We start from the raw sequence: 15,709 nt of genomic DNA on the forward strand, positions 1-15,709 counted from the left end.
TTTTATTAATGATGTGGATGTCCACCTGGATGTCCTTGTCCTTTTGATTCTTGTGGAAATAACTTAGCGTCAACTTCTGTAGAAATTCCTATATTATATACATATGAGTTACTTACTTCATTTATAAATAATTCTATTTCTTCATCGTTTAATCTTAATTCACCAAGTTTTTTATGATATCCTCCAACGTATGGCATTATATCACCAATTCCGTCCATTTTATAGTAATTTAATCCACCATCACCAATTTTATAATGATTTTTCATTAAATCTGCAAATATTCTTCCACCGAAAAGATCTGCTAAAAATCTAGTATATGCGTGTGCAATAATACCTAATGGATTATTTTTACGAATTTCTTCTAATCTTCTTACATATGCTTTAGATGATTCTGATAATTCTATATTTTTAAATGAGTCTCCTAATATAAACTCTATATCCTTTTTCATTAATTCTGATTTATAAAGTTCTTTTGTTACTAAAGGTGCGAATCTTGAATCTCCCTCTAATGCATCTAAACCTTTTTCTATTTGCTCGTATGCTGGTAATAAATTATATAAATATTCAGCATAACTCTCTTTAGTTGCCATACCATCAACTAATCTTTTATTAAATCCTGTTGTTTCTGTAGCAGTATGAATATTTTTAGTTCTTGCTCTTAATTCTTCTGAGAAATTTCTCATATATATCACCATCCTTAAAATAATTCTTTAATTTTCTTTTGTTTCTTTTTACATTTATATTATATCAATTCCGACTATTTTAATCAAGTTTATGAAGTTTATTTAATAAATAATTAACCAAGTTAATCCATTTAGCATACTTTTCTTTACTTAAACTACTTTTTTTGAATTTATTTACTACTTAGATATCTTTTATTAATAAAAAAAGAAAGCCTAATTTCTTAAGCTTCCCACTTTATATTAAGTTTATTTTTAGGCTTTTTATTTTTATCCTCTTGCAAGCTTTGTTCTAAGCTTACTTGAATAAAACTCTACTATTAATACAAATATTACTAACACAATAAGGATTGATCCAGCTTTGCTCCAATCATATGACTGCATTGCAAATATAAGTGGTGCTCCTATTCCCCCTGCTCCTACCATTCCTAAGATAGTTGCATCTTTTACATTTATCTCATATCTATAAATCGCTGTAGATACGAAGTTTGTAAATAATTGTGGTAATATTCCATATCTTATTTTTTGGAAAGTCGAACACCCTGCTGCATCTAATGATTCTAATATTCTTGTATCTAAATCTTCTATTGATTCTATATAAAGCTTTGTTATCATTCCTATAGATGCTACTGAAAGAGTTAATACTCCTGTAAATGGCCCTGGACCTGATACTCTTATAAACATTAACCCATATACAAATGCTGGGAATGTTCTAATAGCTGCTACTATAAATGTTCCAATTACACTTATCCATTTTGGCACAATATTACTTGCACAGATAAATGCAAATGGCACTGAGATTATAGCTCCTATTATCGTTCCTAAGAAGGCTATACACGCTGTTTCAAATATTAAATATAAAACCCCTGTTTTTGTAAAGTTAAATAGGAATTCTGTATCTGGTGTAAATAACCCTTTTATTATCCCTTCAACTATTCCAAATCCATTTTGTTGTATTCCTTTAAACTCAACACTTGTACTCGCCCAAGCTATTATTAAAAGTACTATTGCTATATTAATACTTCTCTTTACCCATACCTTTGGCTCCGCTAAAAGTCGTTCTCTTATTCTTTCTGTCATTTACGATAACCTCTCTCTTATGAATTTACTTAGATACTCAATTGAGATAACTGTTATAAATAGCATTATAAGAATCATTCCTACTCTAGGATACTCTCTCCATCCTATTTTTTCATTTAGGATTATTCCAATCCCACCTGCTCCTACATATCCAAGTATTGCTGCATAACGTATATTTATCTCAAAACTATAAAGACATGTAGATAAATACGTTGGTAATATTTGAGGTAATACTGCCCCTATAAAGGCTTGTAGTTTTGTTGCCCCTACAGCTTCCATAGCTTCAAAAGGTCCCATATCTACCGTCTCTATCTTTTCATAAAGCATTTTTGCAACAATTCCAAATGTGAAAATTGTTATTGCAACTGTTCCTGCAAATGTTCCTACATCAAATATAAATGTTGCTATAATTGCTATAATAAGTGTTGGTATTGTTCTTATTATACTTGAGAAAAATCTTACTACATTCAATGTAAATTTATTAGTATTGATATTTGATGATGATAATATTGCAAATGGTATTGCAATTATACATCCAAAGATTGATCCAAGTATTGACATTTTTATTGTATCTAGAAGTTGCGTCCAGATTGATGCTATATATCCTGTATCAGGTGGAATCATATCCCCTAACATTCCAAAAAATTTATCACCTCTTTTTATTAACGTTTCAAATGAGAAATCTGTTATTTTCATAGATATTAGTACAAGAATTACTAATCCTATAATTACATATGGTGCTTTTGATTTTGGTGGTTTAACTTCTTTACCATTTGAAAGAGAAATTTCTTTTGGCTTAAAAATATTCTTTAAAAATCCTAACATACTATTCCCCCATCATTTCATCTTGTGTTACTTCACGTCCATATATTTCTTTTAAAATATCTCCCGTTACTTTATCTGAAGATCCATCATAAATGATTTCTCCTGCTTTTATTCCAATAACTCTATCTGCATATTTAAGTGCTAAATCTACATGATGAATATTTATTAAAATTGATATTTCCATTTCAGTATTTATTCTTTTAAAGTCATCCATAACTTCTTTTGCTGTTACTGGATCTAGTGCTGCAACAGGCTCATCTGCTAATATAATTTCTGGCTTTTGTGCAAGTGTTCTAGCTAATGCTACCCTTTGCTGTTGCCCACCTGAAAGTTGGTCAGCTCTTACATATGCTTTATCTAATATTCCCACTTTATCTAATGCTTCTAAAGCTGTAACTTTATCGTTTTCAGAGTATAATCCTAGTAATGATCTATAAATTGGTAGATCTGGTACTCTTGAAGTTAATACATTTTTTATAACTGTAGTCCTATTAATTAAGTTAAATGATTGGAACACCATTCCTATATTTCTTCTAAAACTTCTAAGTTCTCTTCCTTTTAAAGAGTTTACATTTTGATTATTTACAGTAAGAGTACCTTCTGTAATATCATGCATTCTATTTATTGTTCTTAAAAGAGTACTTTTACCAGCTCCTGAAAGACCTATTATTGCTACGAATTCACCCTGCTTTATTTCTAAATTTATATTATTTAATGCTTTATATCCATTAGGATATACCTTACTTACATTTTCAAATTTAATCAAAATTATTCCCTCCAATTATAAAAAATATAGGCTCATGCTTTTTAAATTTACATGAGCCTAAAGTTATTTCTTTTACTAATTAATTTTATTTATTTAATTCTTTTAGTAATTTTTGTGCTTCACGCTCACTATTATAATTTTCATCTTTTGCTTCTGTATATCCTGAATGACTGTAAATTGCTATTACTTCTTTACCTTCAGGTGTTTGTGCAATTTCTAAGAAAGATTCTTTAATTGCATTTTTTAACTCCGGACTAACCTCGTCATCTCTTGTAACTGCTATCATATCATTGTATATTGGCTTAGTTACACCAACTACTGCTGTTTCTGTCCATATATCTTTTTTACCATGTGATGTTTTCCAGTTTTCTTCATAATCTCTTCTTACATCAGCATACCCAGTCATAATATCAGCTTGTCCTGCTGCAAGTTTTGCTACTGCATCTGCATATGAAGGAGTTTGAATTAAGCTATCACTTATTTCTCCAAGACCATTTATTCCATAGTTGTCTTTAAGCCATAATGATGGATAAACATATCCTGCTGGAGAAGTTGTGCTACTTGGTACTGCCCATTTAACAGTTTTTATATCTTCAACTGTTAATTTTTCTCCATTATTTATTTTTTTAGCTAGCGCTTGTCCTTTTTCCGAAGGTCCCGCAATAATTAGACTTCTATAACTATCTGCTTTATTATCATTTAATCCAACTGTTGGATCTGTATTCCAATCTTTTGCATTATCTGAATCATGATTTAATGAATCCCTTGTTGCTGTTAATAAAGCCTCTGCTCCTGTGTCATGAAGTACATATGTGCTTCCTGGAATAAATCCTACATGAGCTGTTCCAGCACCTAATGCTTCTGCAACAGTTTCAAAGTTTGTTCCTACATTTACTGAAACTTCTTTAAACTCAAAACCTTTTTCTTTTAATTTTTCTGTTAACATTATTTGAAGTGGTTCAGTTGCCTTTTCAATTTCCTTTGTGTCTCTCGATGGTACAAATTGTACTACTAACTCCTCTGGTCCTTTAGAGTCTGACGCCCCACACCCTACAAATATTGAAGCTCCTAAAACTGCCGCTCCCACTAATGAAACAATTTTTTTAAATTTCATTATTATTCCTCCCTAAAAATAAACTTATAACTTCTTTCCCTTAAGTTATTTTGAGTATATCATAATTCTACATAATTTTGAACATTTTATTAATATTTTTTCTAAATTGATAAAATTAAGTCTTTTTTAAGTTGTTTTTTAATAAAATTTAAATTTTATTCACATTTTGTTTTTAAAGTATATATCTTTAAATGTTTTTTTACAGTTTTATGTTATTACTTTCCACTTAAAATGTATTTTCTTCTTTTTTATTATAAAAATTATTTTTTAAATGAAATTGAAATAAAAAAAAGACTATTTCTAGTCTTTCTTACGCACAAATTCTTTTATTAAATTCTAAAATTCGTTTCTTTAAATTTATCTCATCATTTATTATATCTATCATTATTATTTTTGAATTGTCATATCTATCAAATACACTTTTTGATTTTTCATAATCATTAAATACTTTCCAATATCCACATAGTAAACATTTCTTATTAGTACATTCCATAAAATCTTGTACATCATCTAGTGGTATCCCTAAAAAAATTCCAAGTTCATGTGGACAATGATACTCTTCATACCTTTCTATTAATCTTATTAAATTATTTTCTAATCTTAAATTTAGATTATAACCTAAATTTTCCATAAATTTTTTGCTTCTATTTTCATTTAAACAATTTAAAAGATTCTCCTCATTATATATAAGAATAATTATTGCTTTTTCATTCTCTCTTAATGATACTTCTTTTAAATTTGATGCCTCTAAAAATTCTTCCTTAATATCTAACCAAATAGAATATTCTTCTTTTTCAACCTTTAAAGTTATTGTTGATGAAGGTTTATCTCCTGATATCACTGGAGCTAAAGTAAATAATAAATATTTTTCTAAAGTCTCTCTCGTATTCATATTTTTTAAGTCTACATAAAAGTCTAAAATTTTTTCACTCATTTTCACTCATCTCCAATTGATATTTATTTTCATTAAACTAATGATATTATAATTGATAATGATTGTCAATATTATTTTTGCAAAATTAAAACTAGTATTTAATTTCATACTAGTTTCTATATCTTTGTTCTTAATTTAAATAAGAGTTATATAAAAGCTCAGGCTCCTCTTATATAACTCTTATAAATATGTATTTTAACTATTGCTTTCTAAGTTTATCTCTTTTGTTACTGCTTCTATAGTTTGTTTTGAATTAACCACATTAGTTTGCTTTATCACTTCAACTTTTGTCTCTTTTGAAAAATAATAGCTTATTCCAGCAAGAATTATGAAAACTATTATTACTACTATAATTATTGTTCTTCTCATGTACTAGCTCCTCCACTCTTTACTTATTTTATGACTAAAATTTTCTTTTTTCAAGCTTTATTCTTTTTATTCATATAAATTTAATAAAAACCTCTATATTTTTTACAATATAGAGGTTCCATTTTTACTTATTCTCTTTTAAAATATCTGCAATTGCTGCTATGCTACCTAATGATGAAAGACTTTCTGTTGGTAGTATAAGTTTATTTGCAGGACCTGTTGCCATTTCTTTTAATGCTTCAACTTGTTTAAGTGCTATTACTCTTTCATCAGTTCCTGATTCAATAATAGCTCCATTTACTTTTTTAATTGCTTCCGCTTCTGCTACGGCAATAGCCTCTATTGCTTTAGCTTTACCTTCTGCTTCTAGAAGTTGTGATTCTTTAAGCCCTTCTGCTCTTCTTATCTGAGCCTCTTTTTGTGCTTCTGCTTCTAAAATTCTTGATTGTTTTTCTCCTTCTGCTTTTTCAATTTGAGATTGTCTTTGACCTTCTGCTTGTAAAATCATAGCTCTCTTATCTCTTTCTGCTTTCATTTGTTTTTCCATAGCATTTTGAATTTCAGCTGGAGGCACTATATTTTTAATTTCTACTGAAAGTATTTTTATACCATATGCATCTGTAATTTCATCAATTATCATTAAAAGTTCTTGATTTATTTTATCTCTGCCTGATAAAACTTCATCTAGACTCATATTACCAATTAAATTTCTAATGTTTGTTGTAGCAGAATATATAATACCCGCTTTAAAATTTTCTATGTTATATACTGCATCTCTTGCATTTATTAACTTATAAAAAATAACATTATCAACTGAAATTTTAACATTATCTTTAGTTATAACTGTTTGTGGATCTACATCTAATATTTGTTGCTTTGTTGATACTTTCTTTCTTACAAAGTCTGCAAATGGAATTGTGAAATGCCATCCTGGTTCTAATACTCTATGAAACTGTCCAAATCTTTCTACTACATAAAGATATCCTGTATTAACTATCTTTATTGATGATAAAAGTGCTATTAAAATAATAACTAATATAACTATTGGAATAATGTATACTAACATTTTAATCTCTCCTCTTTTTTTCTATTTTTAATTTACTTCCTTCAATTCCTATAACTTTAAACTCATCACCTTTTAAGATTTTCTCTCCCTTGTTTATACCAGTCCAATACACCCCGCTAATTTTTACAAGTCCTGTTTCTTCAATAGTTTCTTCCGCTTTATAAGTTTTTCCTATATATTCTTCTTCCATAGTTTTTACTCGTTTCGTACTCTCTTTTAATTTTTTCTTTACTACTGGATATAAGAATACTATTAATAGAATACTTATAACGCAAAATATTATTATTTGCCCTAAGGTTCCAATTCCTAAAGCCTTTCCTATTAAAGCTCCTATTGAACCAATAGAAAATGCGCAAAATAAAAATTGACTTGTTAGTAAATCTATTAATACACCACCTATAACAACTGCTATCCAAAAGACCATTTTTTACTCCTCCTTTCTTTTTTCCATTTCTTTACTTTATAATATATCTTTTCTTAACCTTTTACAATTTCCAAATTACTCCATTAAATGTTATTTATTACCTTTTAGATGTTTTTCCTCTCCTTTCCTCTTCTTTTCATTGATTTTCTAATATTTTCATTCTATTATTTATATATAATATGAAAATAATAAATTATATATTTATTTAGGAGTTGATATAATGGATTTTTTAAAAGTTAGTTCTGCTTGCCCTAAAACAAGGGTTTCAGATATAAACTATAATCTTACTAATATTTTAAGCTGTATTAATGAAGCTGTTACAAATAATTCTAAACTAATAGTTTTCCCCGAGCTTTCATTAACATCTTATACTTGTGCTGACTTATTTTTAAATAATGCACTTTTATCTAAAAGTATTGAAGGAATTGAGACTTTATTAAATAAAACTAAGAACCTAGATATTTTAATAGCTTTAGGTGCACCCCTTTTAGATAATAATATCCTTTATAATTGTGCCTTTATTCTTTTTAAAGGAAAGATTCTTGGAATTATTCCAAAATCATATATTCCAAATTATAATGAGTTTTATGAAAAAAGATGGTTTACTGAAGGTTTAAATATAACAAATAGACTTATTGATTTTTCTTTCCAAGAAAATATTCCTTTTGGAACAAACTTAATCTTTGATGCTGGGAATGCTAAATTTGGATTTGAAATTTGTGAAGACCTTTGGGTAACAATTCCACCAAGTTCATATCTTTCTTTAATGGGTGCTAATATAATAGGAAATCTTTCTGCATCTAATGAGTTAGTTTCAAAGAAAGATTATAGACAAAGTCTTATCCAAAACCAAAGTGCTAGATGTATGGCTTCTTATATTTATTCATCTGCTGGAGTTCATGAATCTACAACTGATCTTTTATTTAGTGGACATTTATTAATATCTGAAAACGGCTCTATATTAAAGAAAAATAATAGATTCAATCGTGAAAATGAAGTTATTTATAGTATTATAGATTTATTCAAACTTAATTCTGAAAGACTAAAAAATCTAAGTTTTAGAGATGAAAGTAAAAATTTAAATATTAAACCTACTATTATTAAGTTTAAATTTAATAACACTACTATTAATAATTTTGATAAATTTATAGATAAACATCCTTTTGTTCCTTCAAACCTTTTAGAGCGTTCTGAAAGATGTATGGAAATTTTCAGTATTCAGTCTGCAGCTCTCGCTAAAAGACTTGAACATACTGGACTTAAAAAAGCTGTAATTGGAATTTCAGGTGGGCTTGACTCAACTTTAGCTTTACTTGTTATTTATAAAACATTTAAGCTTTTAGGATATAATAGTAAAGATATTATAGCCATAACAATGCCTGGCTTTGGTACTACTGATAGAACTTATAATAATGCCTTAGATTTATGCAGAGAATTAAACTGTGATTTACGTGAAATAAATATTGTAGATGCAGCTCTTCAACATTTTAAAGATATTGGTCACAATAAAAAAATTCATGATGTAACTTATGAAAATGTTCAAGCAAGAGAAAGAACACAAATCCTTATGGATTTAGCAAATAAAGAAGGTGGTCTTTTAATTGGAACAGGTGATTTATCAGAACTTGCTTTAGGATGGTGTACCTATAATGGAGACCATATGTCAATGTACTCTGTTAATCCATCTATTCCTAAAACTCTTGTAAGATATTTAGTACAATATGTAGCTGAAAATGAATCTACTGAAAAAGTAAAGGCTACTCTTTTAGACATACTTGATACTCCTGTTAGTCCTGAATTACTACCATCAGATAACAATGGAAATATAGTTCAAAAAACAGAAGATATAGTAGGACCTTATGAACTACATGACTTCTTCTTATATCACTTTATGAAAAACGGTTCTTCTAAAGAGAGAATCTTCTTCTTAGCAAAACATGCATTTAAAGATAATTATAATGAAGAAGAAATTTCAAAATGGCTTGATAAATTTATGTGGAGATTCTTTAGTCAACAATTTAAAAGAAGTGCTCTTCCTGATGGACCAAAAGTTGGTTCAATTTCTTTAAGCCCTAGAGGTGATTTAAGAATGCCGTCAGATGCTTCTGTAAATTCATTTAAGTAAAATTATTAATGGAACTATTTTCGATAGTTCCATACTTTTTTGGCATTTTACCATCTTTTTCGTCAATATTCCTTATTTATTTTCATATGGAATAATTTTTAAATCCTCTGTCAATGCACCTATTTTAAAGGGTTTTAAGTCTATTAATATTTTTTATTTAAATTGCTTCCTTTACAATCTATACTTCAATAAGATATACTTAGTAAGTTGAGACAAAAAAGATATTAATATTTTTTATATAAAATACATACAAACGAAGGGAAATGTAAATGGAAAATTTAAAATTTGAAAATTTAAACCTTAAGCAATCATTAATGCAAGCTATTAATGATTTAGGCTATGAAAGCCCATCACAAATACAAGCACAAACTATTCCTTTAGCTTCTGAGGGGTTTGACCTTATAGGGCAAGCACAAACAGGAACTGGAAAAACTGCTGCTTTCGGTCTTTCTATATTAAACAACTTTGAGAAAACTAATGGGATTGCTTCAATCATCCTTACTCCAACTAGAGAGCTTGCTATTCAAGTTTATGAAGAACTAAAAAAACTTACTAAATATGAAAAAGTTAACGTTCTACCTGTCTATGGTGGAGATTCTATTCAAAAACAAATAAAAGCTTTAAGCGGACACGTTGATATAGTTGTTGGAACTCCTGGTAGAGTGTTAGACCTTATAAAAAGAAAAAGACTTCATTTAGATAAAGTTCAATTCTTAGTTTTAGATGAAGCTGATGAAATGTTAAACATGGGATTCATAGATGATATTGAAAGTGTTATAAAGGAGTTACCTGAGGAAAGACAAACACTTTTATTCTCTGCTACTATGCCTCCTCAAATTAAGAAACTTGCAAACAGATATATGAAACCTGATTCTAAGCACGTTGAAATTAAAAAGGTTGCTATGACAGTTTCTAAAATAAAACAAGTTGCATTCTTTGTAGATCACAGAAATAAATTTGAAGCTTTATGTAGAGTTTTAGATTTCGATGCTCCTGAATTTGCAATTATATTCTGTAAAACTAAAAAAGGTGTTGATGAATTAGTTCAAAACATGCAAGCTAAAAACTATGTTGTTGAAGGTATGCATGGAGATATGACTCAAATGCACAGAACTAAAACACTTAAGAGATTTAAAGAAGGTTCTTTAAACTTCTTAGTTGCAACCGATGTTGCTGCTAGAGGAATTGATGTTGAGGGTGTAACTCACGTTATTAACTATGATTTAACTCAAGATGTTGAATCATATGTTCACAGAATCGGAAGAACTGGAAGAGCTAACAGAGAAGGTACTGCTTACTCATTCATTACTCCAAGAGAAAACTCAATGCTTAGAGATATTAAAAGAGTAACTAAAGCTGATATCGTTAAAGGAACACTTCCTACAGTTAACGAAATTCTTGAACAAAAGCTTAATAGTAAGTACTTCCAAATTGAAGAAACTTTAAAAAATAAAGCTTACAAGAAATATCTTCCATTAGCTATGAATATATTAGAAAACTTTGAGCCTATGGATGCTATTGCTGCATTATTAAAAATGGAATTTGACAAAGAAATGTCATTTGAATATAAATCTGATTCTCTAAACTCTGCTGAAGGTGGTCATGAAGTTAGATTATTCTTCTCTATCGGTAAGAGAGATAACTTAAATAAAAAATCTTTAATTAACTTTATTGCAAATAGAGCTAAGATTAAAGGAAGCAAAATAAATAATATCGACATATTAGACAACTTTACATTTGTTTCAGTTGAAAATGATGTAAAAGATAAAGTAATGGAAAAATGCTCTGGTGTTAAGTTAAACGGTAGAAGAGTTAATATCGAAGTTGCAACTAAAAAGAGATAATTATTTTAAGGTTACTAAATAGAAGTTTAGTAACCTTTTTTGTATACAAATAAAGCTAGAAATTTTTTCCAGCTTTATTCTTTACATATTATTTTCAGCTAAATATGTTACTGCACTTAATGCTGCAATATTTCCTTCTCCTGCTGATTTTATATATTGGTAAGGCTTCCCTATACAATCTCCTGCTGCATAGCATCCTTTTATATTAGTTCTCATTAATCTATCAACCTTAATATGACCATCTTCTATCTCTAGTCCTGGAACTAATTGTGTTGGTGGTACTGCATTCTTAAGTAAAAATACTCCATCAGTTTCTATTTCTTCTCCTGATTTTAGAATTACTTTAGAAACTTTTGATTCCCCAACAATTTCTTTTGGTTTTTCATTTACTAAATTAATATTTGAATCTAATTTCATTTCTCCTCTATACATAGGAATATAATTTACATTACTTGCAATTTCCGCCACAAAGTTAGCTTCTTCTTCACCTTCTTTAGAATATGCAATTATTGTAACTTCTTTTCCTCTATAAAGTGGTGCATCACAAGTTGCACAATATCCTACACCCTTACCTAAAAACTCTTCTTCTCCTAATAAAGGTCTTGTATATTCTATTCCTGTTGCTAAAATAACTGTTTTAGCTTCATACATTTTTTGATTAACCATTAATGTAAAATAGTCTCCCATAGAATACACATTATTAACTCTTTCTTCTACTATCTCTATCTCCATCTCTTTTATATGGTTTTGGAAATTTTTAAGTAAGTCTTTTCCTTTTATTGAGCTAAATCCTAAGTAATTATTGATAGCAGGTGCTAAAGCTAATTTAGTACTTATCTCTTTACTTCCAAAAATTATAAAAGATTTATTTCTTATTCTTGCATTTAATGCAGCTGAAAGTCCTGCAGGACCGCTTCCTATAATTGCAATATCATATCTTTCCATATTTTTATCATCCTTGTTTTATCTATTTTGATCTATTGCTGCTACTATCTGCCCTTTTGGTAAAAATCCTACTATTGTTTGCATATCTTTTCCATCTTTGAATACTTTCATAGTTGGAATACTTTGAATTCCATATGCACTAGCTGTTTCTGGACTTTCATCAACATCAATCTTTACTATCTTAACATCACTTAATTCACTATTTAACTCTTCTAATATTGGAGCTAACATTTTACAAGGTCCACACCAAGTTGCAAAAAAGTCTACTAAAACTAATCCTTTCTCTTCTAACACTTCTTGTTTAAAATTTGTATCGTTTATAATTGTCATTTTTTCTTCCTCCTATATACCCCTTAGGGGTATTCTTTTTTTAATTTTAATCCTTTTTATTTTTTTAGTCAACCCTTTCACTTTATTTTGCTTTTCTACTCTATATTTTATTCTACTTATATATAATTTATTGTAATTTAATTCTTTTTGATAACATTTTATTCATATTTATATGTAAAAAAAGCTACTTCATTAAAAAGTAACTTTAATTTTTTATTTATTTTATAAGTTCAGTTCCTTCTGCACTCTGTTTTATTTTTCCTTCTTTCATTAGTCCACCTAATGCCATCTTAAAATAGTTCTTACTTGTTTTAAATATCTCTTTTATATCTTCTGGATTTGATTTATCATTAAACTCCATAAATCCACCGTGTTTTTCTAAATAATTTAAGATATTTTCTCTAATTTCTTCTCTTGCATCTAATCTTTTCTTTCTTGTAGATAATCCAATTACTCCATCTTCATATACTCTTTTTACTCTAGCTTCTACTGTTTCTCCTGGATAAATTACTTCTGTATGTTCATTTCCAAGAATAATTCCTCTATACTTTCCATCTATACAAACCTTTAATGTTTCTCCACCACTTCTCGCATATGTAATACATTCTATAGTATCATTAACTTTAAATGTATCTTCTTCTGCCATATCTAAATAATCATCTATTTCTGTTGTTCCTGCAAGTCTTCCTGTTTTATCTATATATGCATATATAAGATATTTCTTTCCTTTTAAAAGTTTATATCTTTGCTCTCTCATTGGAACAAAAAGATCTTTTTCTATTCCATTATTTAAAAATGTTCCAAAAGGACTCTCTGATACTACTTCTAAATATCCAACTTCTCCTACTGTAATTTTAGGTTTTTTCATAGTTGCAACCATTCTATCTGTTGAATCTATGTATACAAAAACTTCAAGCTCATCTCCAATACTTAGTTTTGAACCTTTTGCTAAAACTTTTGGAAGTAAAACTTCATCTCCTTGCTCATCAATTAAGAAAAAACCAAATTCCCTTTCCTTATTTACTTTTACTTTATTATATTTACCTACTTTAATCATCTTTTTCTCCTATAACTTTTAATATTTTTTACTTATCTCAACATAATGTTTGGCTGATTCTCTTATTCCTTCTGTCTCTTCATCTCTTAATTTTCTTACTGCACGTGCAGGACTTCCTATTATTAGTACGCCTTCTTCAAATTCTTTATGTTCAGTTACTAAAGCACCTGCTCCAACTATAGAATTTTTAGAAATCTTTGCACCATTTAAAATAATAGCCCCCATTCCTATTAAAACATTCTCTTCAATAACACATCCATGAACAATTGCACCATGACCTATAGTTACATTATCTCCTACATTAACATCATACTTAGTATCACCATGCATAACAGCATTTTCCTGTACATTAGACCCTTCTCCAATAACTATCTTACTCATATCACCACGTAATCTAGCTCCAAACCAAATACTTGAATCTTTTCCTATTGAAACATCTCCTATTATATCTGTACTTTCTGATATATATGTACTCTTATCTATTTTAGGTATTTTTCCTTCAAATTTTAAAATCAAAAACCTCACCTCTTTATATTTATATATTTATTTTATCATTTAAAGCTTTTATTGTCATTATTCTAACCTTTTATGAACTATATATAATATATAACAATAATTAAATAAGGATGATTTTATGCCACATATCAATTCTGTAAAAGATATAAATACATTTAAAAATGAACATTCATTTTTTTATGGATTTATTCACTGTCATAGTTCTTATTCTATTGGAACAAACACCCCTACTGAGTGTTTTAATCTAGCATATAGAAATACACTACATTTTTTAATGATTGCTGATCATAGTGATTTTTTAGATTCAAAATCTGAAAAATGGACTAAAGCTTTAGAACAAACTTACCATTTTAACAAAAAAAAAGAAAACTTTACTGCTATATATGGTTTTGAAGGAAAATCATCTTCTCTTGGTGATTTAAATATTTTAAATTCAAATACTTTTTTTAAAGGTACTCTAAACAACTTAAACCTCTTACCATTATGGCTGATAAAAAATAAGGATGCTATATTAATCATTAGTAATCCTTTAAAGCCTATTTTAAGCCAGGAATATCACTCACTTGTAAGTAGCCTCATTAATTGTATTGAAGTAACTAGCGGGCTTAATAACCGCTATCTACGACGTGATAAGTATTATATTAATCTTTTAGATAAAGGTTTTAAGCTTGCTCCTATAAATGGTGTAACTGAATCTAGATTAACTACTTGTGATATAGAAAGTTCAACTTGCATAGTCTCTAAAAGAAATACTAAAGACTCTTTAATCCAAGCTATTCGTTTAAGACGGGTTTATTGTACTGAATCTAGAAGTCTTCAATTAATGTTTTTTATAAATAATTATTTTATGGGTGATTTTATAGACTGGACTGACACTCTTAATTTTACAATTCTTCTTGAGGATAAAAATTATTGTATTGAAAGAATTGATATTATTTCAAATGGAGGCACTATAGTTCATTCTATTAAAAATATTTCACTAAAAAAAATACGCTACATTTATAATCATATAGCGAATACTAGTGAAACTTGGTATATAATCAAAGTTTATCAGGAAACAAATAAAATTTCTTTAAGTTCTCCTATTTTCACACAAAAAAATCCAAAGGTCTAAGCCTTTGGATTTTTCTCATTTTTCATATTTTTTACTCTGTTTGGCTTTGCTTTAGGTTTATTTTTTATAACCTTTGCTTTTGCCTTTGGTCCACCAGTTTGTTGAATATCTAAGAACCATAGGAATGCTATTATTATTAATGGTGTTGAAATTAATCCAAACCATGTTTCTGTTACTATTCCTGTTAATTGTATTAAAAATAATATTATTGCAACTGCTAATGGTATAAATTTATTTATTCTTACCTTTGGAAATACATATTGTTTACATACAAATAAAATCCCTATTGTAATAGCTAGTAATACAACAAATGTAATTATAGTTGTTATTATATTCATCTATCTTATGCCCTCCTAAACCGATTTATACTATATATAGTAATTTAAAATAGAATTTTTTTCAATACTTTAACAATTTATTTTCTTTATATATTTCGCACCAGAAATATTTTAGCTTATTTATTTATCAAAATAATAATATTTAATAAATTTTTTAAACATTTTACTATTTTCGCTTTATG

Annotated in this window: 17 protein-coding genes; 3 read left to right on the forward strand and 14 right to left on the reverse strand. The window is 28.1% G+C overall.

Features of this window, described 5'->3' with window-relative positions; all coding sequences use genetic code 11:
- Positions 1-5: 5 nt before the first annotated feature.
- The 9 genes from ACRDDY_RS09870 to ACRDDY_RS09910 all read right to left on the reverse strand — a co-directional run bounded on the left by ACRDDY_RS09870 (position 6) and on the right by ACRDDY_RS09910 (position 7,258).
- Positions 6-683, reverse strand: a complete 678-nt coding sequence (locus ACRDDY_RS09870) for a heme oxygenase (biliverdin-producing) (RefSeq protein ID WP_438564781.1) — start codon at positions 681-683, stop codon at positions 6-8.
- Positions 684-950: 267 nt separating this feature from the next.
- Complete coding sequence (gene phnE, locus ACRDDY_RS09875) at positions 951-1,760, reverse strand: phosphonate ABC transporter, permease protein PhnE (RefSeq protein WP_438564782.1); 810 nt, start codon at positions 1,758-1,760, stop codon at positions 951-953.
- The gene (gene phnE / locus ACRDDY_RS09880; protein WP_438564783.1) at positions 1,761-2,585 is read right to left on the reverse strand and encodes a phosphonate ABC transporter, permease protein PhnE; all 825 of its coding nucleotides are present in this window, start codon (positions 2,583-2,585) and stop codon (positions 1,761-1,763) included. It lies immediately after the preceding gene.
- A 1-nt stretch (position 2,586) separates the two neighbouring features.
- Positions 2,587-3,351 carry a phosphonate ABC transporter ATP-binding protein gene (gene phnC, locus ACRDDY_RS09885; RefSeq protein WP_438564784.1) on the reverse strand — a complete coding sequence of 255 codons (765 nt, stop codon included), beginning with the start codon at positions 3,349-3,351 and terminating at the stop codon, positions 2,587-2,589.
- 85 nt (positions 3,352-3,436) lie between these two features.
- Entirely contained in the window at positions 3,437-4,465 is a 1,029-nt protein-coding gene (locus tag ACRDDY_RS09890; RefSeq protein ID WP_438564785.1) for a phosphate/phosphite/phosphonate ABC transporter substrate-binding protein, read from the reverse strand.
- Positions 4,466-4,775: 310 nt separating this feature from the next.
- Entirely contained in the window at positions 4,776-5,399 is a 624-nt protein-coding gene (locus ACRDDY_RS09895) for a DUF3793 family protein (RefSeq protein WP_438564786.1), read from the reverse strand.
- Between the two features lie 195 nt (positions 5,400-5,594).
- Positions 5,595-5,768: a hypothetical protein gene (locus ACRDDY_RS09900; RefSeq protein ID WP_438564787.1), complete on the reverse strand. Its 174-nt coding sequence runs from the start codon at positions 5,766-5,768 to the stop codon at positions 5,595-5,597.
- Positions 5,769-5,892: 124 nt separating this feature from the next.
- Positions 5,893-6,834: an SPFH domain-containing protein gene (locus ACRDDY_RS09905; protein WP_438564788.1), complete on the reverse strand. Its 942-nt coding sequence runs from the start codon at positions 6,832-6,834 to the stop codon at positions 5,893-5,895.
- Between the two features lies 1 nt (position 6,835).
- Complete coding sequence (locus tag ACRDDY_RS09910; protein WP_438564789.1) at positions 6,836-7,258, reverse strand: NfeD family protein; 423 nt, start codon at positions 7,256-7,258, stop codon at positions 6,836-6,838.
- A gap of 220 nt (positions 7,259-7,478) precedes the next feature.
- Between ACRDDY_RS09910 and ACRDDY_RS09915 the strand changes: the two genes are divergently transcribed.
- A complete protein-coding gene (locus tag ACRDDY_RS09915) occupies positions 7,479-9,383 on the forward strand; it encodes an NAD(+) synthase (protein WP_438564790.1) in 1,905 nt (634 codons plus the stop codon).
- Between the two features lie 269 nt (positions 9,384-9,652).
- A complete protein-coding gene (locus ACRDDY_RS09920; RefSeq protein WP_438564791.1) occupies positions 9,653-11,227 on the forward strand; it encodes a DEAD/DEAH box helicase in 1,575 nt (524 codons plus the stop codon).
- Positions 11,228-11,308: 81 nt separating this feature from the next.
- Here the strand turns inward: ACRDDY_RS09920 and ACRDDY_RS09925 are convergent, their stop codons facing one another.
- The 4 genes from ACRDDY_RS09925 to ACRDDY_RS09940 form a co-directional block, all read right to left on the reverse strand.
- Positions 11,309-12,172, reverse strand: coding sequence for an NAD(P)/FAD-dependent oxidoreductase (locus tag ACRDDY_RS09925; RefSeq protein WP_438564792.1), 864 nt, complete (start codon positions 12,170-12,172; stop codon positions 11,309-11,311).
- Between the two features lie 18 nt (positions 12,173-12,190).
- The gene (trxA, locus tag ACRDDY_RS09930) at positions 12,191-12,502 is read right to left on the reverse strand and encodes a thioredoxin (protein ID WP_438564793.1); all 312 of its coding nucleotides are present in this window, start codon (positions 12,500-12,502) and stop codon (positions 12,191-12,193) included.
- A 217-nt stretch (positions 12,503-12,719) separates the two neighbouring features.
- Entirely contained in the window at positions 12,720-13,559 is an 840-nt protein-coding gene (locus tag ACRDDY_RS09935) for a CvfB family protein (RefSeq protein WP_438564794.1), read from the reverse strand.
- Positions 13,560-13,577: 18 nt separating this feature from the next.
- Entirely contained in the window at positions 13,578-14,075 is a 498-nt protein-coding gene (locus tag ACRDDY_RS09940; RefSeq protein ID WP_438564795.1) for a gamma carbonic anhydrase family protein, read from the reverse strand.
- A 118-nt stretch (positions 14,076-14,193) separates the two neighbouring features.
- Here ACRDDY_RS09940 and ACRDDY_RS09945 point away from each other — a divergent pair, with 118 nt between their 5' ends.
- Positions 14,194-15,189 (forward strand): histidinol phosphatase, encoded by a 996-nt coding sequence (locus tag ACRDDY_RS09945; RefSeq protein WP_438564796.1) that lies wholly within the window; start codon positions 14,194-14,196, stop codon positions 15,187-15,189.
- On the opposite strand, the gene ACRDDY_RS09950 is transcribed toward ACRDDY_RS09945, so the two are convergent.
- A complete protein-coding gene (locus ACRDDY_RS09950; RefSeq protein ID WP_438564797.1) occupies positions 15,186-15,527 on the reverse strand; it encodes a hypothetical protein in 342 nt (113 codons plus the stop codon). The genes ACRDDY_RS09945 and ACRDDY_RS09950 overlap by 4 nt on opposite strands.
- Between the last annotated feature and the right edge of the window lie 182 nt (positions 15,528-15,709).

Source organism: Clostridium sp., assembly GCF_051656525.1.
Lineage (GTDB): Bacteria > Bacillota > Clostridia > Clostridiales > Clostridiaceae > Clostridium.